This window comes from uncultured Pontibacter sp. (genome assembly GCF_947495565.1).
Lineage (GTDB): Bacteria > Bacteroidota > Bacteroidia > Cytophagales > Hymenobacteraceae > Pontibacter.
Window position 1 is genome coordinate 293,976 of the sequence record NZ_CANLZM010000002.1, and the last position, 23,110, is coordinate 317,085.

Annotated in this window: 21 protein-coding genes; 6 read left to right on the plus strand and 15 right to left on the minus strand. The window is 48.8% G+C overall.

The genetic code is table 11. The features are described from left to right. Positions 1-82: 82 nt before the first annotated feature. From Q1B04_RS03570 to dapF, 14 genes are all read right to left on the minus strand, one after another. Positions 83-1,225 carry a hypothetical protein gene (locus Q1B04_RS03570; RefSeq protein ID WP_299755614.1) on the minus strand — a complete coding sequence of 381 codons (1,143 nt, stop codon included), beginning with the start codon at positions 1,223-1,225 and terminating at the stop codon, positions 83-85. After that, positions 1,218-1,874, minus strand: a complete 657-nt coding sequence (locus tag Q1B04_RS03575; RefSeq protein ID WP_299755616.1) for a hypothetical protein — start codon at positions 1,872-1,874, stop codon at positions 1,218-1,220. Before Q1B04_RS03575 ends, Q1B04_RS03570 begins: the two co-directional genes overlap by 8 nt. 34 nt (positions 1,875-1,908) lie before the next feature. Then, positions 1,909-2,466 (minus strand): RNA polymerase sigma factor, encoded by a 558-nt coding sequence (locus Q1B04_RS03580; RefSeq protein WP_299755619.1) that lies wholly within the window; start codon positions 2,464-2,466, stop codon positions 1,909-1,911. 703 nt (positions 2,467-3,169) lie between these two features. Continuing rightward, positions 3,170-4,747 (minus strand): aldehyde dehydrogenase family protein, encoded by a 1,578-nt coding sequence (locus tag Q1B04_RS03585; RefSeq protein WP_299755622.1) that lies wholly within the window; start codon positions 4,745-4,747, stop codon positions 3,170-3,172. 104 nt (positions 4,748-4,851) lie between these two features. Continuing rightward, positions 4,852-6,342, minus strand: coding sequence for a Do family serine endopeptidase (locus tag Q1B04_RS03590; protein WP_299755625.1), 1,491 nt, complete (start codon positions 6,340-6,342; stop codon positions 4,852-4,854). 180 nt (positions 6,343-6,522) lie between these two features. Further along, positions 6,523-7,023 (minus strand): Hsp20/alpha crystallin family protein, encoded by a 501-nt coding sequence (locus Q1B04_RS03595; RefSeq protein WP_299755629.1) that lies wholly within the window; start codon positions 7,021-7,023, stop codon positions 6,523-6,525. A gap of 154 nt (positions 7,024-7,177) precedes the next feature. Beyond that, positions 7,178-7,972: a DUF2490 domain-containing protein gene (locus Q1B04_RS03600; protein ID WP_299755632.1), complete on the minus strand. Its 795-nt coding sequence runs from the start codon at positions 7,970-7,972 to the stop codon at positions 7,178-7,180. A gap of 27 nt (positions 7,973-7,999) precedes the next feature. Further along, the gene (locus Q1B04_RS03605) at positions 8,000-9,190 is read right to left on the minus strand and encodes a M20 family metallopeptidase (protein ID WP_299755634.1); all 1,191 of its coding nucleotides are present in this window, start codon (positions 9,188-9,190) and stop codon (positions 8,000-8,002) included. A gap of 140 nt (positions 9,191-9,330) precedes the next feature. Further along, on the minus strand, positions 9,331-9,846 hold the full coding sequence (locus Q1B04_RS03610; RefSeq protein WP_299755636.1) for a sporulation protein: 516 nt from the start codon (positions 9,844-9,846) through the stop codon (positions 9,331-9,333). Beyond that, positions 9,843-10,502 (minus strand): deoxyribose-phosphate aldolase, encoded by a 660-nt coding sequence (gene deoC, locus Q1B04_RS03615; RefSeq protein ID WP_299755638.1) that lies wholly within the window; start codon positions 10,500-10,502, stop codon positions 9,843-9,845. Before deoC ends, Q1B04_RS03610 begins: the two co-directional genes overlap by 4 nt. Before the next feature lie 116 nt (positions 10,503-10,618). After that, on the minus strand, positions 10,619-13,993 hold the full coding sequence (gene secA, locus Q1B04_RS03620; protein WP_299755641.1) for a preprotein translocase subunit SecA: 3,375 nt from the start codon (positions 13,991-13,993) through the stop codon (positions 10,619-10,621). A gap of 279 nt (positions 13,994-14,272) precedes the next feature. After that, entirely contained in the window at positions 14,273-14,719 is a 447-nt protein-coding gene (locus tag Q1B04_RS03625) for a GNAT family N-acetyltransferase (RefSeq protein WP_299755643.1), read from the minus strand. 18 nt (positions 14,720-14,737) lie between these two features. Further along, the gene (locus Q1B04_RS03630; RefSeq protein ID WP_299755646.1) at positions 14,738-15,256 is read right to left on the minus strand and encodes a GNAT family protein; all 519 of its coding nucleotides are present in this window, start codon (positions 15,254-15,256) and stop codon (positions 14,738-14,740) included. Between the two features lie 153 nt (positions 15,257-15,409). Then, on the minus strand, positions 15,410-16,186 hold the full coding sequence (dapF, locus tag Q1B04_RS03635; protein WP_299755648.1) for a diaminopimelate epimerase: 777 nt from the start codon (positions 16,184-16,186) through the stop codon (positions 15,410-15,412). Between the two features lie 108 nt (positions 16,187-16,294). On the opposite strand from dapF, the gene Q1B04_RS03640 reads away from it, so the two are divergent. The 6 genes from Q1B04_RS03640 (at position 16,295) to Q1B04_RS03665 (ending at position 21,136) form a co-directional block, all read left to right on the plus strand. Further along, positions 16,295-17,185 (plus strand): class I SAM-dependent methyltransferase, encoded by an 891-nt coding sequence (locus tag Q1B04_RS03640; protein ID WP_299755651.1) that lies wholly within the window; start codon positions 16,295-16,297, stop codon positions 17,183-17,185. Between the two features lie 167 nt (positions 17,186-17,352). After that, positions 17,353-17,907 (plus strand): hypothetical protein, encoded by a 555-nt coding sequence (locus Q1B04_RS03645; protein ID WP_299755653.1) that lies wholly within the window; start codon positions 17,353-17,355, stop codon positions 17,905-17,907. Further along, positions 17,908-18,351 (plus strand): hypothetical protein, encoded by a 444-nt coding sequence (locus Q1B04_RS03650; RefSeq protein WP_299755655.1) that lies wholly within the window; start codon positions 17,908-17,910, stop codon positions 18,349-18,351. It abuts the gene before it with no gap. 72 nt (positions 18,352-18,423) lie between these two features. Then, the gene (locus Q1B04_RS03655) at positions 18,424-19,359 is read left to right on the plus strand and encodes a phosphatase (RefSeq protein WP_299755658.1); all 936 of its coding nucleotides are present in this window, start codon (positions 18,424-18,426) and stop codon (positions 19,357-19,359) included. Positions 19,360-19,708: 349 nt separating this feature from the next. Further along, positions 19,709-20,776 carry an Ldh family oxidoreductase gene (locus tag Q1B04_RS03660; RefSeq protein WP_299755660.1) on the plus strand — a complete coding sequence of 356 codons (1,068 nt, stop codon included), beginning with the start codon at positions 19,709-19,711 and terminating at the stop codon, positions 20,774-20,776. 87 nt (positions 20,777-20,863) lie between these two features. Further along, the gene (locus tag Q1B04_RS03665; RefSeq protein WP_299755663.1) at positions 20,864-21,136 is read left to right on the plus strand and encodes a hypothetical protein; all 273 of its coding nucleotides are present in this window, start codon (positions 20,864-20,866) and stop codon (positions 21,134-21,136) included. A gap of 83 nt (positions 21,137-21,219) precedes the next feature. On the opposite strand, the gene hscA is transcribed toward Q1B04_RS03665, so the two are convergent. Continuing rightward, positions 21,220-23,085: a Fe-S protein assembly chaperone HscA gene (hscA, locus tag Q1B04_RS03670; RefSeq protein ID WP_299755665.1), complete on the minus strand. Its 1,866-nt coding sequence runs from the start codon at positions 23,083-23,085 to the stop codon at positions 21,220-21,222. Positions 23,086-23,110 lie beyond the last annotated feature (25 nt).

Genomic DNA, 23,110 nt, shown 5'->3' on the forward strand with positions numbered 1-23,110 from the left:
CCGGTACGCATAAAAACAGGAAGAGCCGGCGGTTGCCAGCTCTTCCATTCACCTTAAACAAACTATTTTAAATGCTTTTTCTCTATTTCGTAAACTTTACATCGCCATACTTAGAGTTGATGCTTACCACTCCTTTTGGCGATGTACCTCCAAACCTGCCTTTGTATTCGGCTGAGGTATAGCCCTTTTCGAGCGATGTTATTGTTACCAACGACTTATCTACATTAAAGTTACCGAACTGCACATTTACATTAAAGTTGAAATTGGTATTGTCGGCAAAGTTCAGGCTTAAAGGGGTAAAGCCGCTGTCCAGAGAAATTTTGCGAATGTTTTTGCTGATGTTATCTACCTTAAAAGAACCGTACTGCACATCCATTTCAATTACATCTTCCAGGCTGCCCACGCTAAAATCACTGAACTTTGAGGAACCTTGTAAACCTCCGGCTTCTGCTACTTTCATGTCGGCGTAAGCCACACTAATGTTTCCTCCGTTAATGTATCCGCAGTTGCCGGAGCCATAGGCCAGTTTAACTGTATTGCCAGTGTTTGTCAGGCGGTCGCATTTCAGGCTGCCGTACTTCAAGTCCACATCTACTTTACCTTTTAAAGAGGCCAAGTAGATATCGCCAAAACTGTTTTTAACGGCAATGGCGTTCTCCGCTGGCATATAGATCGTGTAGTTAATCTCCAAACTTTTGTTGCTGTTATGCCCGTTTATGCGCATCGGTTGCTTTTGGGTACGGAAGGAATAGGTGTTGCCTTCGCGGCTCTCCTGAATCTGTATATTGTTCAGTATCTCCTGAGCTTTGGAGTCTGTTTCAGCGCGGGCGATAACGTCTACTTTCACACGAATTTCATTTTTATCCCAAGTGTTCACGTGCACTTTGCCCCATTGGTTTTCGATCTTTAGCGCATCTTTGCTGCTAACCTTAAAGGTTTTGTCTACTGTCTTGCGCTTTTCAGCATCATACATGGCTGCCTCTGCACTAAGGTTTCCGTTTTGGTTAATTTGGCCTAGGTGTTTCAGTTCTGCTAGGTTTTCGAGCACGGCCAGATGCTTCAGCTCCTTCAAGTCGGCTAAACTCTCCAGTTTCAGCTCATGTAGCGCTTGTAAGCTCGAAAGGTCTACGGTTACATCAGGGCAAGGCGTGTGGTCTTTGGCCTGAGCCACAGCCAACATAGGTGCCAGTGTCAGCACCAGCATGAGGCGTAAAGTGTTATACATTTGAGGTATCATCGTTTTGTGGTTCTTGAATAGGTTGTTGTTTAATCTGCTCCAGGCTCTGGAGTACTTCCAACTGACGGTTCAGCACCTTGATCCGTATCTGCAGGTTCTGGATCATGGCTCCTACTATTTCATCGGTATTCGGGGTGGTGTATAGTTGCTGCTTAAGCTGCACATAGCTGCTGTCGAGGCGAGCCAGTTCTTTGTCTATTATCTGTTGCTCGTCTAGGCCAAGCACTTTCAGGTCATACTCGCTCAGTTCCGATTTCTTAGCTTCGATCTGGTTCACATAGTATGCCTCCACTTCCGGCAGCTCTGGGGCTATGGCATTTATACTTTCCGGCGCGGCAGCGTTTATACTTTGTGTAGCAGCTAATGTATTGGCGGTATCAGGAGTTTGCTGCTTCATCAGGAAAATGGTAAGGCCACAGCCTAAGAGTAGTATAATGGCCGCCGCCACACGCATAAAGAAGAAGTCTGCGCTAAAGCTGGCACGTTCGCCAAAGCTTACTTTTATAACCTTGGCCTCTTTTTCGGGTGAGTTCTTGGGCAGCTCGTGGCATATTTGCTGCCACAGCTCCGGCCGCGGCTCGAATACATCAAATTCCTCGCGGTTATCTTGAACAAACTTTTCTAATTTATCTTTCATGGTAAATTTCCGTCATAATTCGGCTACTTTATACTTAGGCCACAAACTGCGGCTCTCTCATAATCTCTAGCAGTTTTTTGCGCGCCCTGCTGTACTGCGATTTAGAAGTCGATTCTGTTATTTCCAGCACCGCCCCTATTTCCGCATGGTCGTAACCTTCCAGCAAGTATAAACTCAGCACAACACGGTATCCGTCTGGCAACTTCTGTATAGCGCGGCGCACCTGCTCCACCTGCCACTCCGAGTCATCCTCGTTTACCTCGTCCGGCACATCCGCCAGTGTCCGTTCATCCATCGGCACCAGTTCTGAGCGGCGTTTTCGGATGGCGTTTATGGCAGCGTTAATCACGATCTTCTTCAGCCAGCTTCCGAAGCTTGCCTCGCCTTTATAGTTGTGCAGGTTTTTGAAGGCGCTCACAAATGCCTCCTGCAGCACATCTTCGGCTTCGGCGTAATCATTGGTAATGCGCATGCTCACGTTAAACATGGCTTTGGAGTATAGCTTGTAAAGCTCATACTGTGCCCTGTGGTCGCCGCCTTTGCAGCGTTCTACCACCTGGTGGTTCACATCCTTATAGCCAAGTTTTTCCAAAGTTTTATGCTTAACCGGTTTTAGCATTTACATGCTGTAATGTTCTCTCATGCCCCCTTTCCCAATCTCTGCACTAAAGACACACCTCTATTGGCAAGGTTGCACTAAGTTGTAAAATTTTTTCAGATGTTTTTCGTTCTGCTGCCTTATCCACACTTTCCACATTGCACTGTGGATAATATTATAACATCCTATCTTCTTCATCTTCTTCATGTTAAGGCATAAAATATGCTATAACACAGCAATCCATTCATCATGGAAGCCTTACTTCTAACTATTAGCAGCACTTACTGACTAACATTATCCACATATCCACATACTACTTATTCACAATTGTGGATAAGTACAGGTTATTTTGGATTTGTCTTTGAGCAGAGATAGTATAAGCATGGGTAAAAGGCCGCAACAACTCTCAAATAAGGAAACAAAATGTATAGAAAAGGTGCATAACTCAGCAGAAGCGAGAAACAACCGTGTAAAATATCTAGAAAATGACACAGCTATACTTTATGCACAATACCCGCAAACAAAAACGCCAGCCCTATAGTAGAGCTGGCGTTTTATACTTTAGCTGAATCACGATTTACAGGATCTTTAGGATGCACAGGATGTTCATGTTTGATCTAAAGCCTGTGTGTTTGGCCTATTTATTCCAAAGTATAAAAATCCTGAAAATTTTTCTTAATCCTGTAAATCCTGATCCTTAATCCATGATATTAAACTTGATGCCTTGGGCAAGCGGTAATTCGCGGCCATAGTTTATAGTATTAGTCTGGCGGCGCATGTATACTTTCCAGGCATCGGAGCCGGACTCGCGGCCACCGCCTGTTTCTTTCTCGCCACCAAACGCGCCTCCTATCTCTGCTCCGGATGTACCGATATTTACGTTGGCAATGCCACAGTCTGAGCCCCAATGACCCAGGAAAGCCTCTGTCTCCAGCAGGTTAGTAGAGAAAATAGCAGAAGATAAACCCTGGCGCACACCATTCTGAATCTCAATGGCATTTTCCACATCGCCGCTATACTTGATCAAGTATAAAATTGGGGCAAATGTTTCTTCCTGCACCATCTCGTAATGGTTCTGGGCTTCTACAATGGCTGGCTTTACGTAAGTACCGGTTTCGTAGCCTTCGCCACTCAATACTTCGCCACCTGTTAACAGTGTACCGCCCTCCTGCTGCACCTTATCCAGTGCATTTGTAAAGGCAGCCACAGCATCCTTATCAATCAGCGGACCAACCAGCGTGGTGCTATCCAGCGGATGGCCTATCGGCAGGTTCGGGTATACTTTCAGCAGGCGCTCTTTTACCTGCTCATAGATGTTTTCATGGATGATGAGGCGACGGGTAGAAGTGCAGCGCTGACCGCAGGTACCAACGGCACCGAAAACGATAGCACGCAGCGCCATTTCCATATCAGCACTTTCAGTAAGTATGATCGCGTTGTTGCCGCCCAGCTCCAGCAGAGATTTGCCTAAACGGGCTCCTACAGCCTCGCCTACTTTCTTACCCATACGCGTAGAACCTGTAGCCGACACAAGCGGCACGCGCTTATCATGGCTCATCAAGCTACCGATCTCGGCATCACCAACAATCAGATTAAAAATACCTTCCGGCAGTTCGTTTTCGGCCAATACCTCACGGATAATGTGTTGGCACGCTACGCCTGTTAACGGTGTTTTCTCAGAAGGCTTCCAGATAATCACGTCGCCGCATACGGCAGCCAGCATGGCGTTCCAGCTCCAAACCGCCACCGGAAAATTGAAGGCCGATATAACGCCTACAATTCCTAGTGGGTGGTACTGCTCATACATGCGGTGCTGCGGGCGCTCCGAGTGCATGGTAAAGCCGTGCAGCTGGCGCGACAATCCTACCGCAAAATCGCAGATATCGATCATCTCCTGCACCTCGCCCAGACCTTCCTGGTAAATCTTGCCCATTTCGTAGCTTACCAGCTTGCCCAATGCCTCTTTGTGCTCGCGCAGTTTATCGCCAATCTGGCGCACAATCTCACCGCGCTTCGGAGCCGGCATCTTACGCCAGATTTTAAAAGCCTCCTGTGCGGTGGTTACTACTTTGTCATAGTCTTCAGCGCTAGCCATGTTAACCGTGGCAATGGTGCTGCCATCAGCCGGAGAGGTAACGGAACGGGTAGTGCGTCCGTCCTGCCCGCCCCAGGCAAGGCCGGTGCTGTAAGCAGGGTTTGTATCTTTTATGCCCAGCTGATGCAGGACATCTGCTAGTTCTTTATTTAACGGCAATTCGTCTATGGTCTGCTTCATGGTTTTATCTCTTTTATAGTTTTAACAGGCTCTTATACAAAGCTAAAAAATAAAAAAGCTTCTGCAAGGCTGCAGAAGCTTTCTATAATTATTGGTATGGTTTATTAACCTTTGCCAATCGGGTAATAAGCCTTCAGGCCATCTGGGTAAACGCCCTCAATGTATACTACGCCACCGTCAAAATTCTTCAGGTGCTTTTCTACGTCCGTAGGTTCGTTTACATCATACTTATCTATGCGGGTGATGATAAATCCATCCTTCATACCTGTATCACGGAACTTGCTGTCTTTGACGTCTTTGATTTTTGCGCCGCCGTCAATGCCGAGCGTACTCATTTCCTGCTTGCTCACCGGCTCAAAGGTTGCCCCATCAAACGAGATGGCCTTAGCCGTACTGCGCTTCACGAGCTCAGTGCTGTTGTTCAGGTTTCTAAGCGTTACATTGGCGGATCTGTCTTTTCCGTCTCGGATGTAAGCTACTTTTACTTTATCGCCAGGGCGGTAGCGGGCAATTTGCTCCAGTAACTGAGATGATTTGCCCACGCTTACGCCATTTACAGCTGTTATCACGTCTCCGGCCTGCAGACCTGCTTCTTTGGCACCGCTGCCTTCCTGCACATCGGCAATATAAACTCCGTTCAGTGTTTTAAGTCCTTTCTCTTTTGCAAAAGCGGCATCGATTTCCTGAATAGAGGCTCCAAGCAAGGCACGCTGCACTTCGCCATACTTTAACAGGTCATCCACTACCTTACTCACGATAGACGACGGAACGGCAAAAGAATAACCGGCAAATGAGCCTGTCTGAGAGGCAATGGCAGTGTTGATACCCACCAAGTCACCGTTCAGGTTTACAAGGGCACCGCCTGAGTTACCTGGGTTTACAGCGGCATCTGTCTGAATAAACGACTCAATGCTCATATCCTGTCTGGCGCTGGTGCGCAAAATGTTAATGTTACGGCCTTTGGCACTCACAATACCGGCTGTTACGGTAGATGTCAGGTTCATGGGGTTACCTACGGCCAGCACCCACTCGCCTACCTGCAAATCATCTGAGTTGCCGTAGCGTATGGTTGGTAAGTTATCGGAGTTCACCTTCAGCAAGGCAATGTCTGTGGTCGGGTCTGAGCCTACAAGCGTAGCCTCAAACTTACGCTTATCATCCAGCACCACCTCTATCTTAGAGGCCTTGTCTATTACGTGGTTGTTGGTTACGATATAACCGTTAGAGGCAATGATAACCCCTGAACCGGAGCCAACCTGCGGACCGCGCGGCACGTTCTGGCCAAATCCATCACCAAAAAATTCTCTCAGAAAAGGGTCCATCGGGCTGCTATAACGGTCAGAGGAGCGGACACTGTACTCTGTCATCACGTGCACCACAGCTGGGGTAGACACCTGTGCTGCTTTAATAAAATTGAGCCCCTCGGGCACTACCGTGTTGCTGCTGCGCATGTCGCTAGTGTAGCGTACAGTAGGGTACTGCTGCTCTGTCTGTACTACGTTGTTATCCTCCAGCACTTTGTAACTACCCACAGCCACACCACCGCCTACCACGGCCGAAAGCGCAACGCCAAGTATAAACTGTTTCGTCTTCATAAATTGCTTTAAACTTTACTATATATGATATTTTGAATTAACTATATCGTCTTTACTATAAACGGTATTTCTTTATACGATAGTATGTCCTTACCGATAAGTAGTTTTGCTTATAACTCCTAACTAAACAAAAAAGAGGCCAAACTTATTGGCCTCTTTTTTAATGTGTTCAGAGCTTATTTATTTAGGCTCTCTGTTTTCTAATACAGCTTTTTTCTTCTTATCCACCTTGTTCTCAGAACCGGCTCCGGCCGAGATGTTGATCTGGCGCTTCATCACCTTTTTCTCATCCTTCGGAATATTCACCAACAGGATGCCATCGTTAAACTCTGCTGTAATCTTATCTGGGTTTACATTGTCAGGCAAGTAGAAAGTTCTGCTGAAGGAGCCATACTGCGTTTCCAGCATATGGTATCGGCGGCCTTCTTCCTGTTTCTCCAGTTTGCGCTCGCCGGTAATAGTTAATTTACCTTCCTGAAAATCAATAGAAATATCCTCCTTCTTCACGCCTGGCAAGGCTGCTTCAACCTCGTAACCATTCTCGGTTTCGCAGGCATCTACGTGCGGGGTAAACCCAGAGAAATTCCTGGAATTAACAGACTCGTTATAAAATTTGTCTAACATAGCGCTAAAAGTGTTGGGCATGTTCTCTTGCATGCCGTTGTATCTTGTAAGTGCCATCTTGTACCTCCTTTTTTAATTCTGCAAATTGATTTACAGCTATAGCATAGTAAAAACCATACCAACAGAATAATCCTTACAAATCATGAAATAATATCATTCACAAAAGCAGGATGTATTCTAACTTACTGACTAATTTACAGTTGAAGGCTTTTTAATAAGTAATACTGGCAGTGTTCGGGGTGCTGTTAAAGGTATATTTTAGCTCCAGCCCTACAATTGGGGTAATGCGGTTGCGCTTTGTAGTATAACCGTCTTCCTGCAGTTGCCCCTGTTCGTCATATATCGGCGGAATGAGCACGTAGTAATAATCTGTTTGCCGCAAAAAGTATGGATTGATGCGCAGCTTATCGGTAAGCTCGTAGTTCAGGCTGAGGCGCAGGCGGGTACGGTCAATGGTGCGTTCTTCTGAAATTCCGTCTTTCTCTTTGCCAAGGTTCGACCGTATCATGGCTTCGTAATTTATACTTGGGGTGATGAATTTACTACCCAGCGGCAGACGCTTGCCCAGTTCTGCAGACAGTCTAAAACGACCAATCGCATCTTGCTCCTCCTGCTCTACATACTCAAACAGGAGCTGCTTGTTAAAGTATAAACTCTTCAATTGCCCGCTGTGGCGCAGAAACAAAGTATAAAACATGGTCTTCGGGAAGTCTTCTGCAGCGTAACGCAGCAAAGCGCCTCCGCGCCAATGGTCCGACAAGGTATGCTCGTAACCGAAACTAAGCTCCACACGCTCAAAGCTGCTTAGAATACCGGAATCCTTTAAGTCGTTAAAGTCGCTGTCGGTGTTGATGCGGTAGCCGTTGCGCAGGAACAGCAGCCCCTCATCGCTTACTTGATAGCTCACCTGCAGCTCCGGCCAAATAGTGGTGGGCGCGATAACCTTGCTCTGCGCTTGCGCCAGCATCGGCAGGAGGAGGAGCAGTATAAAGTATAGTTTTTTCATATCGGTTTTATTAGCAGCATTAGCACGTTAGGCCGTTAACTCCTGCAGCGCCACCCATGCCATCAGGCCTATGCCTGTTTCCAGAGCGGCTTCATCAATATTGAACGTTGGGGTGTGCACGCCGGAGGTAATGCCGCGCTCCTCGTTGCGGGTGCCGAGGCGGTAGAAGCAGGCCGGCACCTGCTGGGTATAGTAAGCAAAATCCTCGGCTCCCATCCACAGGTCCAGATCCACCACATTTTCCTCTCCTAAGTATGCCACTGCAGCCTTGCGGGCTACGCCTGTTACCTGCGGATCGTTTTGCAGGAAAGGATAACCGAATTTAATATCGATATCGCAGCTCCCTCCCATACTTTCGCAAAGCCCTTCGGCCAGTTTCTTGATTTTCTGATGGGCTTCCTTGCGCCATACTTCGTTCATGGTCCGGAAGGTGCCTTCTATCTTTACCTCGTTCGGGATGACATTCGTCGCGCCCTTTGCCTCTATTTTACCGAACGACAGCACCGACGGCACTTTAGGGCTGGCATGGCGGCTCACAATCTGCTGCAGCGCCACAATCAGGTGCGCCGAAATCAGTACCGGGTCTATATTCATCTCTGGCATGGCTGCGTGTCCGCCTTTTCCTTTCACGGTGATGTAGATCTCATCGGCGCTGGCCATGTACATACCAGACCGGAAGCCTACTTTGCCAGCAGACAGCATGGGGAATACGTGCTGCCCAATCATACTTTCAGGAGCAGGATTTTGCAAAACGCCCTCTTTTATCATGATAGACGCCCCTCCCGGAAACTTTTCCTCACCTGGCTGAAACACCAGTTTAACCGTTCCTTCAAACTCATCGCGCAGGTCCTGAAGTATACGGGCCGTACCCAGCACCGAAGCCGTATGCACATCGTGCCCGCAGGCATGCATTACGCCTTCATTCTTCGATCTATAGCCCACCTCATTCGCCTCCACAATCGGCAGGGCATCCATGTCGGCACGCAGGGCAATGGTCTTTTTCTCCGGGTTCTTTCCTCTTATCAGGGCCACCACACCGGTATTTGCCATACTTTCAGCCTCAATACAATACTGCTCCAGCACCTGCTTTACATAGGCTGCAGTGTTGTATTCCTCGAACGAGAGTTCCGGGTTTGCATGGATATGGCGGCGCACCTGCACCGTGTCGGGTGCGTAGGCTTTGGCGAGTTGCTTTATTTTATCTATTGCTATTAACATGATCTTATTCTAACAAAACGGCACAAACAATTACTTGTGCCAGTATGAGACAATGTAGTAATATACCTTTCGGCATCAAATTTAAAAAGCGCTGCAGCCTTTTCGCCACAACGCTTTTCAAAACTTTTGCCTATTGCTTTTTAATTTTTCCTGATGTTGATTTTATCCTGTACTATCTGGGCATTAGGGATAAGATCATTTATTTGATTCAGTACCTGCTGCGCCTCCACACGGCTGAAAAAATCGCCCACCATCAAACGGAAATTAGGCTGCTGGTACGTCAGGTAATCCTGCACATCAGGCACCCTGTAGATGATGGCCTTGCGCAGGTTCATTACTGTCTGGCGCTGCGACCCGTTGTAAGCTAGTATACGATACCCCTGCGCGTACTTGATATTTTTGTTCACACTAGCCACAGTATCCATCAGCACCGCCACCTGCTCATTGTTGTGCTGCGTAGGCTCAATGCGTGCCATAGGTTCCGTGTCTGCTACTTCATACTTTGGCCGGTACTGGCTAAGGTCTTCTACTACTCTGTCTGCTTTGCCTGTACCTGCTTTTGCCTCACTGCCTACTCGCCCCTTGCCCTTAGAGGGAGCACAGGAAGAACCAACTAGAAGAAGCAATACGAGTGATAAACTTAGAACTTTGTTCATGTGGAAACGATTTGTATGCTGGCAGAGCAACCCAGCCTGTCGGCGCCTGCTCTGATTAATGCTTCTGCTTCTGCCGTGGTTCTGATGCCACCGGCAGCTTTAATCTTCATTTTGCTTGGCAGTATGCGGCGCATCAGTTTTATGTGCTCTACGTTAGCGCCTTGCGCAGCAAAGCCTGTAGAAGTTTTAACATAATCTACGCCAGCGCTGGTGCAAATACTGCAAGCTTTCACAATCTCCTCCTCCGTCAGCAGGGCCGTTTCAATAATCACCTTCAGCTCCGCCTCCTTTAAGTGGCAGAACTTAGCCAGGTCGCTCAGTTCATTTTCCACCTCTTTATACTTGCCGGACTTGAAGTATGAAATGTTCATCACCACATCAATCTCATCGGCACCATCTTCTATGGCCTGGTGCGTTTCCAGAAACTTTACCTTCGGGTGCTGGTAACCTAACGGAAAACCAACCACAGTGGCTACTTTAACCTGAGCGCCTACACCCAGCCGCTCTTTGGCTTGCTGCACAAAGCATGGCGGCACACAAACAGCCGCAAAGCCATAGCTGCGTGCCTCGTCGCAAAGCTGCATTACCTGGCTGGTGGTTGCCTCGGGGCGCAGCAGCGTGTGATCTATATAAGAAGCGATTTCCTCTCCTGCCATAACTTTAGCTAAAAGACAAAGGACATAAGATGAAAGCAACCTTTCTCCTACATCCTCCATCTGTTGTAAAAAAACATGAAGCAGCCACTAAGTATGAATTAGTGGCTGCTGTATTCTTATTCTTCTATTATTGTACAACGGTTGTGCTGCAGGTCGTCTTCTACGCTTTTATACTTTACGTCCTTCAGCACACGGCCATCGTTGTACTGCACACTAACACGGTCGTTGCGGCCGGCTACTTTTTGTGAGTGCGCCGGCATTATTTTCTCCGGCTCTGGTGCTGCTGCCGAAGTATGGCCTGACTGATCTTCTAAAGAAGAATGCACCTCCTGCTTCTGCTCTTTCAATACAGGCGGCTTAGGAGCCATTGGCGGCCTTACCGGCTGCTGTACTTGCTCTGGTGCCTGCACTGGTATAAACGCATGGAACAGGAACTGAATTGTCTGCTCGTTCACTTTTCCGATCATGCGCTTGAACAGCTCAAACGACTCGAACTTATAAATCAATAGCGGATCTTTCTGCTCGTACACCGCATTCTGTACACTCTGCTTCAGGTCGTCCATCTGGCGCAGGTGCTCTGTCCAGGCTTGGTCAATAGTACCTAGCGTAATGATCTTCTCCATAGAGCGGAGCAGCTCTAAGCCCTGCGACTCGAATGCTTTGGTCAGGTTGGCAACGGCAGCCAGTTGGCGTTTGCCATCTGTAAACGGCACGGCTACGTTCTCAATCATCGGCCCACGGTTCTGGTGGATGTCCGCAATGATTGGATAAGCCTGCGCCGCTGTTTGCTTGTTACGGTTCAGGTAATGGTTCAGCGCTTCATTGTACAGGCGCTCGGCCAATTGATTTGCCTGTATAGACTTAAACTCATCTTCCGTAATGGCAGACTCAATACCGAACACACGCAGCACATGCAACTGGAAGTTCTCGTAATCGCTGATGTTCTTGTAGCTCACAATCACGTCTTCGCTGATATCGTAGATCATGTTCCAGATATCCAGCTCCAGACGCTCGCCATACAGCGCGTTTCTGCGGCGTTTGTAAACTACTTCGCGCTGTGCGTTCATCACGTCGTCATACTCCAGCAGGCGCTTACGCTGCCCGAAGTTGTTCTCCTCCACTTTCTTCTGCGCACGCTCTATGGAGTTCGTAATCATGGAGTGCTGTATTACTTCACCTTCCTCAAGGCCCATGCGGTCCATCAGACGGGCAATACGGTCTGAGCCGAACAGGCGCATCAGGTTATCCTCCAAAGAAACAAAGAACTGTGATGAACCTGGGTCTCCCTGGCGACCGGCACGACCACGCAACTGGCGGTCTACGCGGCGAGACTCGTGGCGTTCTGTACCGATAATGGCCAAACCACCCGCGCCTTTAGACTCCTGTGTAAGTTTAATGTCGGTACCACGGCCAGCCATGTTGGTGGCGATGGTTACAGTGCCTGGCTTACCAGCTTCGGCCACAACTTCGGCTTCTTTCTGGTGCATTTTGGCGTTTAGTACCTGGTGCTTAATGTTGCGCAGCTTCAGCATACGGCTCAGGAGCTCCGATATTTCTACCGAAGTGGTACCTACCAGTACAGGACGGCCCTGCTCTGTGAGCTGTACAATCTCATCGGCAACAGCATTATACTTCTCACGAACGGTTTTGTATACCTTGTCATGCTCGTCTTTTCTTTGGATCGGACGGTTGGTCGGGATCACCACCACGTCCAGTTTGTAGATATCCCAGAACTCACCCGCCTCGGTTTCAGCAGTACCCGTCATACCGGAAAGTTTGTGGTACATACGGAAGTAGTTCTGCAGCGTAACCGTGGCGTAAGTCTGCGTGGCATCCTCTACCTTCACGTTCTCTTTTGCCTCGATTGCCTGGTGCAAACCATCCGAGTAGCGGCGACCTTCCATTACACGGCCTGTCTGCTCATCCACGATCTTCACTTTGTTATCCGGCGTTACGATATACTCCGTGTCTTTCTCGAACAAAGTATAAGCCTTCAGCAACTGGTTGATAGTATGGATACGCTTTGACTTTTCCTGGAAATCAGCGATCAGCTTCTCTTTTGCGTGCAGCTGATCCTCGTGCGAGATGGAATTGTTATTTTCGATCTCAGCGATTTCCATACCAATATCCGGCATAATGAAGAAGTTCGGATCTTCGCCTTGTCCTGTAATCAAGTCAACACCTTTTTCAGTCAGCTCAATCTGGTTGTGCTTTTCGTCGATGGTGAAGTATAGCGGCTCGTCTGCCTCCGGCATCTGGCGGGAGTTATCCTGCAGATAGAAGTTCTCGGTTTTCTGCATGATGGCGCGGTTACCTGTTTCGCTCAGGAACTTGATCAACGGCTTGCTCTTTGGCAAACCACGGTAAGCTCTGAACAGGGCAAGGCCGCCATCCTGCGTATTTCCTTCTTTGATAAGGCGCTTGGCTTCTGTCAGGAAGTTCTGCACCACTTTACGCTGCGCCTCCACCAGCATGGCAATGCGTGGCTTTAGTTGGTAGAACTCGTGCTCATCACCGCGTGGCACCGGGCCAGAGATAATTAGTGGCGTACGGGCATCGTCAATCAAAACGGAGTCAACCTCATCCACCATCGCGTAATGGTGCTTGCGCTGAACCAGATCCTGTGGCTCGCGGGCCATGTTATCGCGCAGGTAATCGAAGCCGAACTCGTTGTTGGTACCGTAAGTAATGTCTGCTTTGTAGGCGTTGCGGCGGGCCTCAGAGTTAGGCTGGTGCTTGTCGATGCAGTCGATCGTCAGGCCGTGGAATTCGAATAATGGCGCCATCCACTCCGAGTCACGCTTGGCAAGGTAGTCGTTTACTGTTACCACGTGCACACCGCGGCGAGCCAGGGCATTAAGGTATGCAGGCAGCGTAGCCACCAATGTTTTACCCTCACCTGTGGCCATCTCAGCAATTTTTCCCTGATGAAGCACAATACCACCAATCAGCTGTACATCGTAGTGCAACATGTCCCAAACAATCTCGCTGCCAGCGGCTAGCCATCTGTTGGCCCAGGTAGCTTTATCGCCTTCAATCTGCACGTTAGGCTTGCGGGCGGCAATCATACGGTCGTGCTCGGTGGCGGTAACGGTCAGTTGTCCATTCTCCTTCCAGCGGCGGGCGGTTTCTTTTACAACGGCAAAACCAGTTGGCAGCACTTCCATCAGCACTACTTCCAGCTCTTTGTTGCGCTCTTTCTCCAGCTCATCAATCTCCGAGAAGATATTCTCCTTCTGCACAATGTTCAGCTCCGGCTCGTCGGCAACGCGCTTGTGCAAAGCCGCGATTTTCTCATCGATTGACTTTAGGTGCGCATCAATGATACCCTTTATTTCGAAGGTCTTCTGACGAAGCTCGTCATCTGTGAGTGTAGTAAGCTTAGCGTACTCTTCGTTTACTTTAGATACGTAAGGTAGTACCTCCTTTATATCTCTGTCGGACTTGGTACCGAATAGTTTCGCAACGGTTTTACCGAAAAAATCAAACATCTGTATATGTTGTTCTTAAATGAATTCTTCTGTTTGCAATATCGTCAAAAATAGGCTTTTTTCCGATATATCTAACGTTCTGTACTAAAACAATACCAGAACGAGCGGCGCTTAGCCCTTCTGCCATATTTGCCGACAAAGTATAGAGGTTTTACTATTTAAGGCTTATAGGCTTAATTGGCTATGCCATAATAGGTAACATGTGGCATAGTGGCAGAAGTTCAGTATACTTTATCTGGAGCCTAATGAGGAGCATACTGCTTACGGCATGCAGCAAGACTACTTCTTCGGACTAAGGTCCTGCTGCTTCAGCTCAAATTTGATCTCGCCGTTTGCCTGCTTGCCAACTTCCTTCCAGCCAGCGTTTCTGTAAAACCTTTCGGCACGGGTACCTGGGCTAGTGCCAAGCCACAACTTCTGTAGCCCCTGCGTAAAGCTCCAGGCTAACATCTCATCATGCAGTTTTCGGCCTATACCTTTGGCCTCATGCGCAGGGTCAACAAAAAGGGCCCATACATTTGCAGTTGTCATGTCTACAATGGTAAAACCTACTATTTCGCCGCCAACCTCACACACCCATCCAGCACCTTTTTCGTCTATCATCTGGCGGTAGCACTCGTGAGTAATTCGCGAAGGGTCTGACAGCTTATTTTCGTGCACCGCAAGCCGTACCCGAGACATACCTTCTATATCTTCGGCTGTAGCTTTTCGAAACTGTATGGTCATACTTTATATGGTCATACTCTATAAGTATAAATGCTGAAACTCCACCACATCCTCCCAGCCATCCACAGTTCTCAACCAATCTTTGCGAAGCCCTACTTGCTTAAAACCGGCCTGCGTGAAGAGGTTTATACTTGGCAGGTTGGTGGCTGTAACAGAACAGTATATCTGGTGCAGCTGCAGTTTGTGCTGGCAATAGTCTAGCAGCAGGTGCAAGGCTTCTTTAGCATGCCCGTTGCCCCGGTGCTCTGCCATTACCACAATGCCTATGCCGGCACGCCTGTGCAGCGGCTCAAAATCAAACATATCGATAGCGCCTACAGCTTCGTGGCCGCTGTTGCAGATAACCAAGCGCAGCTGCTTTACCGTATAAATATCCAGCCCGGCATTCTCCAGGTAAGCCTCCAGCACAAACTTAGAGTATGGCGTAAGCGTGTTGCCTACATGCCACACAGTGGTATCGTTCTCTAGGGAGTAGAGGAAGTTCAGATCGGTAGGCTCTAAGGCTCTGAGGTAAGTATGATCGGATTTTAGGAACACAGGATTTATTCTTTATGCTTGTATCAATCTACAAAAAGAAAAGACTTCCGACAATTTATGCTTGCCGGAAGTCTTGCTCTGTAAGTCTAACTCATCTGGTTGCCACTCTCCCCGCCTTTAAATAGGCTAGTTAAGATGGCAGAGAGTTATGATTTAAACTGTGATACTACCTGTAAACACCTGCTTTGCAGGGCCAATCAGGTAAATGTGTTTGAAACAGCCGTCAACATTTCGTTCAAAAGACACCTGCAACTCGCCGCCCAGCACTTTCACCTTTATCGGGCTTTTCATGCCTTTTATGCCTGCCACAAGTGCGGCGGCTGTTACGCCTGTTCCGCAAGATTGCGTTTCATCTTCCACGCCACGCTCGTAGGTGCGCACAAAGATCTCATCCTCCGAAAGGCGCTGCACAAAGTTCGCGTTGGTGCCTACAGCTTTAAAGCGGTCGTTGTAACGGATAGCCCGTCCTTCTTCATATACATCCAAGTTCTGGGCATCTTCTACAAAACGGATGTAGTGCGGAGATCCTGTGTTCAGGTAATAATCCTCATCTATACTTTCCACGTCCTGCACATCATTCATTTTCAGATGAATTTCATCACGCTCTACGCTGGCCTGGTGCTCGCCATCGGCAGCCAGAAAACAGGCTACATCCTCAATCACACCCAGTTGGCGGGCAAAGCGCACGGTGCAGCGTGCCCCGTTGCCGCACATTGATCCCACACGGCCATCGGCATTGTAGTAAACCATCTCGAAATCATAGTCCGGGTGGTCCTGCAGCAGAATCAGTCCATCGGCGCCAATGCCTTTGCGGCGGTCGCAGAGATGCTTTACCAATTCTTCGTCTTCTGCCGGGAAATTTAGTTTACGGTTATCGACCATCACAAAGTCGTTGCCCGTGCCCTGATACTTGTAAAAGCTAATTGCCATGTGTTTGTAACAAATAAATCCGCGGCTGCGTGCCCTTTTTATGGTTAGGCGGATAATGCGTAATTTTACCGCTAACCGGCCACTGAGCCAGAAATAAACGACAAAGATATGTATTCCTTTTTAACTACAGAAAACTGGGCCGATTACGAGCTGGTTGATTCCGGAAATTTTGAGAAGTTGGAGCGCTTCGGCGATTACTACGTGGCACGCCCTGAGCCTCAGGCTATCTGGGATAAGCATTTGCCTGAACAGGAATGGGAACGTATGGCTAATGCCGTGTTCACCCGCGACAAAGGCAGCCAGGAAAAAGGCCAGTGGAAACTAAAAAAGGGAATGCCGGAGCAGTGGTTTATCAACTACAAGTATAACGACCTGAAGCTGCGTTTCAGGCTGGGTTTGTCGTCGTTTAAGCACGTGGGAATTTTTCCGGAGCAGGATAGCAACTGGAAATTTATCTACGACACCACCAAAAAACTGACAACTCCGCAGCCCAAAGTGCTTAACATGTTTGCCTACACCGGTGCCGCCACCCTGGCAGCCAAAGCCGCCGGCGCCGACGTTACGCACCTCGATTCTATTAAGCAGGTTAACTTCTGGGCCCGCGACAACATGGAAGCCAGCAACCTGGACAACGTGCGCTGGCTGGTAGAAGACGCCATGAAGTATGCGCGCCGCGAGGTAAAGCGGGGCAACAAGTATAACGGCATCATCCTGGACCCACCCAGCTACGGGCGTGGGCCAAACGGCGAGAAATGGCAACTGGAAAACGAGCTGAACGAAATGATAAAGCTTTGCCACGAAATGCTGGATAGCACCGATTATTTCCTGCTGATCAACCTATACTCCATGGGCTTTTCGGCAATGGTGCTGGATAACCTGATGCGCGACACGTTTGGAGAGCAAGTACAGAACGAGGAACTGGGCGAGCTATACCTGCACGACAACGGCAACCGCCGCCTTCCGCTGGGCACGTTTTTCCGGTTTACGTCAGTAAAATAGTTTTTTCAGGCTTTGCCGAACAAGTATAAGGGCAGTGCAGTTATGATAACGGCTCTGCCCTTTTTAGTTTAAAAATCGGCAGCTTAGTCACCCGCTGTTTGCCCTAAATTTAAAAACCCGTAGTGATTCTATAGAATGGTGCCTGCATCAATCTATAGCCTGTTTGCATGAAAAAACATTTTAAGAAACTACCCTTTCTGCTCTTAATCCTGCTCCAAGCCTCTTTCTTGCTGGCCATACTTCTGGAGAAATTCAACATCATCCCAATCCTGATATTTGTTGTCTCTATCTCCATTCTCATGTTCATCGCTTATACCAAGGTGCCGATGCACAACAATAAGCACCTGAAGAAAGACTTTTTTGCCGTGTTTTTCGTGATGCTTGGCGCCATCCTGACGTATTATCTGAACGTGCATGCTGCGCTTGGGCCGGTTATAGCAGCCGGGGCAGTGGGCACAGCGGCATCTTTTGTGCCTTTGCTAAACAAGAAAGGCAGGCTGCTGCAAGGAGTTCCGGCAGCGGCGTATTGCGGTGCTTTCGTGGGGATGTCAAGCCAGAATGTGGCAGGTAATTTCCTGTTCATACTTTTCGCCAGCTTTGTGGCAGGCATGCTGCTGGTGTTCTCTAAAAATATATTTCATGGCTTTGGCGGCAAGCTGGGCACTGTTGCCTTTGGCGGAGTTGCGCTTACTTACTTGTTAATCTTTATTTTCTTAAAGTAGATGGCTGCAGTAACATTTATCATCACAGGAGTTTTAGCGGCTATCAGCACCTATTTTCTGAATGTCCGCCTGAAACAGGGACCGGTTCGGGCGTCGGCACTGCTTTCGTTGGTGGTGGGTTTGGTTTTTTACTTTTTCCCGGATCTGCTTTCGCCCCATCTCACGGCAAATATTCCGGTCGTTTTTATAGGCGCGTCCTTTATAGGAATGGTTTCGTCTAATGTCGTTTCCAATTATTTGCTGGTTGGAGTTTCCGGCTTAATTTTTTCGTTGATTTACCTGAACACGAGTAAGTTTTTTGCTGGCTATGGCGGCGGCTTGGGCACTGCGGCTTGTATTTCGCTGCTGGTAGCTATCAGTTTGCCATTCTTCATCAAAAAACATAAAATCAGTAACGGCTACCTGGTTCTTCGTAAACTGATCTTTAAGCGAAATAAAAACTGATCCGTAGCGCAGCATTTCTTCTAAAGTATAATCATTTTGTAAATTCACCCTCAACACCATCACCAAAAAACCATGAAAAAACGCCTCGCACTAATTGATATGGGCACCAACACGTTTCACCTGCTGGTTACAGAAGTAACGGAGCAGGGCCAGCTAAAGGAACTCTACAAAACCAAAGTGCCCGTGCGGTTGGGCCAGGGCGGCATCAGTAACGGTGCTATTGCCCTGGAGGCCTCCGAACGCGCCCTGCGCACGCTGCGCGACTTCCGCAAAACCATCGACGAGCTTGGCGCCCAAACCGTGCGCGCGATGGCTACAAGTATGGTGCGCAACGCCAGCAACGGCGAAAGTTTCGTGAAAGATGTTTTTGAGCAGACGAATATTGAGGTGGAGGTAATTGACGGGGCCCGTGAGGCAGAACTGATCTATTACGGTGTACGCGCAGCCGGCGTGCTTAATACCGATACGTCTTTGATTATGGATATTGGCGGCGGCAGCGTGGAGTTTATACTTTGCAACCAGCACGAGATTTTTTGGAAGCAGAGTTTTGAGCTAGGGGCGCAGCGCCTCATGGACAAGTTCTTCACCCAGGATCCTATACATTCCGAAAGTATAGCCGCCGAAAAAGCATACCTGGATGAGCGCTTGCAACCGCTTTCAGAGGCCGTTGCAGCGTATAAGCCTACAAATCTGGTAGGCTCCTCAGGCACCTTTGATACCCTCTGCGATATCGATGCGCAACGCAAAGGCGATACGTCCCGCGCCACAGCCACACCACCTGCATCTACCTTAAGCCTGCCGGATTTCTATGAGGTGCTCCAAGAACTACTCACCAAGAACCACGACGAGCGACTGGCCATACCTGGCATGCTGGAAATGCGCGTGGATATGATTGTGCTGGCAAGTATAGCCGTTGACTTTGTGCTGCAGAAGTATGGCCTGCAGGAAATACGGGTATCGGCGTACGCGCTGAAGGAAGGCGTGCTGCACCAAATGCTGGCCGAGTAATAAACTACTTGATCATAGCATGACAAAAGCGCCCTGAAAGTATGGCTTTCAGGGCGCTTTTGCGTTATTTTCAGTTCGCTGCTTCCTTTAGGCTTTCCAGCACACGGGCATCTGCGGCAAAGTATACTTTCGGCAAGTTTAGTTGTGCTTACGCCTGCACTTTGTCATCGGCATTGGCAGCCTGGCCTGCTGTATCAAGCTAAGATTTGGAGTACATTTAAAATAAAATATTGGTAAAAAGGAACTACAAATAACTGTTTTAGCCGTTCATGGAGCGGCAGCGGCAGTATAACTCAAGGCTTTGGTTTGATATTTTCTTAATTTGCCTCCCTTAACAGAAGACATGTATATGTATCCATACCGTCAACTATTCGACTTTACAAAGGAGGTTTTCCTGCAAATGGGTTGCCCTGCGGATGATGCCCATCTGGCCGCAGAAGTACTGCTGGCCGCTGATCTGCGTGGCGTAGACTCTCATGGCGTGGCTCGCCTGAGCGGTTATGTAAGACTGTGGGAGGCCGGCCGCATCAACCCGAAACCAAATATCCGCATCGTTCACGAAACACCAAGTACGGCCACCGTAGACGGAGATGCAGGTTTAGGCTTAGTGGTTGCCCCGCGTGCCATGGCTATTGCCAGACAAAAAGCAGAGCAGGTTGGCAGTGGCTGGGTGTCGGTAAAAAACTCGAACCACTTTGGCATTGCCGGTTACCACGCCATGCAAGTTTTGGAGGCTGATATGATCGGTATAGCCATGACGAATGCGTCGCCGCTGGTAGCCCCTACTTTCTCTACAGACCGGATGCTCGGTACAAACCCAATAGCCGTAGCTGTGCCCGCCAAACACCAGCCTCCGTTTGTGGCCGACTTAGCCACTGCTGCCGCTGCTAACGGAAAACTTGAAATCCTGCAGCGTAAGGAGAAAAAAGCCCCTTCTGGCTGGATCCAAACAAAAGAAGGACAGGAATCTACTAACCCGAACGAACTGAAAGATGGAGGCGCTCTACTCCCGCTCGGTTCGGACCGAGACCACGGCAGCCACAAAGGCTATGCGCTGGCTTCTGTGGTTGACATTTTATCTGCTGTACTTTCCGGAGCCAACTATGGCCCATGGGTGCCACCATTTGTGGCTTTTCTGCCAGTGGCGGACAACTTGCCCGGCGAAGGTATTGGGCACTTCCTAGGCGCTATGCGTGTAGATGCCTTTAGGCCTGCAGACGAGTTTAAACAACACATGGATAACTGGATTAGCACATTCCGTAAAGCTCATGTGGTAAATGGTGAGAAATCAGTACTGATTCCCGGTGACCCCGAGCGTGAAATGCAGGAGCTCCGCCTGATTAAAGGTATCCCGTTGCTGCCACCGGTAGTACGCGATTTAGAATTATTAGCTAACCGCTTTAACGTCAACCTATAATTTATAGCAAGTATGGCAGCAGGAGGTACGGGAGCGGCAAAATTTTTCAGAGCCATAGGGTTAAGCTCAGGTAAACAAAGCATCCTGATGTTAATAGTAACCTGGGCGCTAAGCCTGCTGTGGCTAGGGTTAAATTACTTCTGGCGGTTTGCCTCCGTAGAAGTACTGCTAGCGATTCCGATCATGCTGCTGCTTTACGCGCTGCTGGCCTTAATCGGTTATATTTATTGGGGAGTGCGGCAGGTACAGGAGCAAGAGGCGCCTTACGCCAACATAATGGTTGGTGTTATTGTAGCAGTTACGCTGCTATACTTCAATTTTAACCTGCTGCAAATCGTGCTGCAGGCAATAGAGCGCTAGCCAGCTATAAGTATAAAAAAAGCGCTGACTCTTTCGGGTCAGCGCTTTTTTTATACTTCAGAAACCTGTTGCCAGGTATACTTTTACTCTATCTTCTTGCCGGCCATTGCCTGCTTAATTGATATTTGCATCACGCGCTCGGCAAAGGGACTGGTTTGCTCTTCCAGCCTGTCAATGGCCACGAAAATCGCATCCTTGTCTCCGTTGGCCGCCAACACATCGCGCAGCTTCTGCAGGTTTTCCCGCGTTAGCTGGCGTTCTTCTTCTGTGAGGTGCTGTCCGTTTTTCTCCAGGAAGCGCTCTACCTGATACAGCATTTGCTCAGCGGTAGTGCGTGCCTCAATTATCATACGTGCCGACACATCGTCTTTAGCATGCGTAATCGAGTCCATTAGCATTTGCTCTACCTGCTCATCGGTTAGGCCATACTGCGGCTTCACTTCAACCTCCTGCTTCACACCCGAGCGCAGCTCAATAGCCTCTACTTTCAGGATGCCGTCGGCGTTAAGTATAAAGTTCACGTCTACCTTCGGGAAGCCGGCTGGCATGGCTGGTATACCTTTCAGATCGAATTCGGCTAGCTTGCGGTTTTCCTTCACTAAATCGCGCTCGCCCTGGTAAACAGAAATTTTCATGTTTACCTGCCCATCTACAGAGGTAGTATACTGGCGGCCAGCTTTGGTTGGTATCTTTGAGTTTCTTGGGATGATCGAATCCATCAGCCCGCCCATTGTTTCGATGCCCAGCGTTAGCGGCGTTACATCCAGCAGGAGTATATCTTTGCGGTTTCCGGCCAGAATATCAGCTTGGATGGCTGCGCCCAAGGCTACTACTTCGTCCGGATTCAGGTTGTTGTTGGCTGGCTTGCCAAAGAAATCCGACACGGCCTCATATACCATCGGCACACGCGTGGAGCCTCCTACCATAATCACGGCATTAATCTGTTCCGGCTGCAACTTAGCATCGCCCATGGCTTGCCTGCAGCTTTCGATGGTTCGCGCTACGATCGGTGCAATCAGTGTTTCAAACGTATGGCGCTCCAGGTGGCAATCAATTCTTCCGTCTATAGTGCCGGTGTATACTTCCTGTACGCTCAGGGTACGCTTAGCCTCCTCCGCTTTCAAGCGCAACTCCTGCGACAGGTGCTTGTCCTGGTTAACCGTGTCGGCAATCAGTTCATTGTTCTGGATCCAATGGTTGATGATGGCGCGGTCAAAGTCATCTCCGCCCAAGTATGTATCCCCGTTGGTTGACAGCACCTCGAAAATGCCCTGATGGATGCTAAGTATGGAAATATCAAACGTACCTCCACCCAAGTCATACACCGCTACTGTTTTCTCTTCGTTCGGGTCTATGCCAATGCCGTAAGCAAGCGCAGCTGCCGTAGGCTCGTTTACAATGCGCAGCACTTCCAGCCCTGCCAGTTTACCGGCATCGCGGGTGGCTTGCCGTTGCGAGTCGTTAAAGTATGCCGGCACCGTAATTACAGCTCGGTTTACAGGCGTTTTCAGGGCATGTTCTGCTCGCTCGCGCAGTTCTTTTAATATCTCGGCAGACAACTCAATTGGCGAGTAAAATTTATCCTGCACCCGGATTTTCACCAGGCCCTCGCTATCATCATCGATAATCTTGTACCCGAAATAATCTTTGTGCTCGCCCAGGTCTCGGTATGATTTACCTAGCAGGCGCTTAACGGAGTATATGGTATTTGCGGGGTCTGTTAACAGGTAGTCTTTACCCTCTGTGCCAACTATTGTATCGCCTTGCTGTGTAAAATGCACCACGGAAGGCACAATGGTGCCGCGGCCCTGGTCATTGATAGCGATTGGTTTTTTATCTTCAGGATGGATATAGGCAACCAAGCTGTTGGTTGTGCCTAAATCTATACCTACAATTACCTCTTCCTGCTGAAGAGCCCCGGTAGAAAGGTTTATTGCAACTTTTGCCATAGTATCTTGATTTACGTGAGCCCAC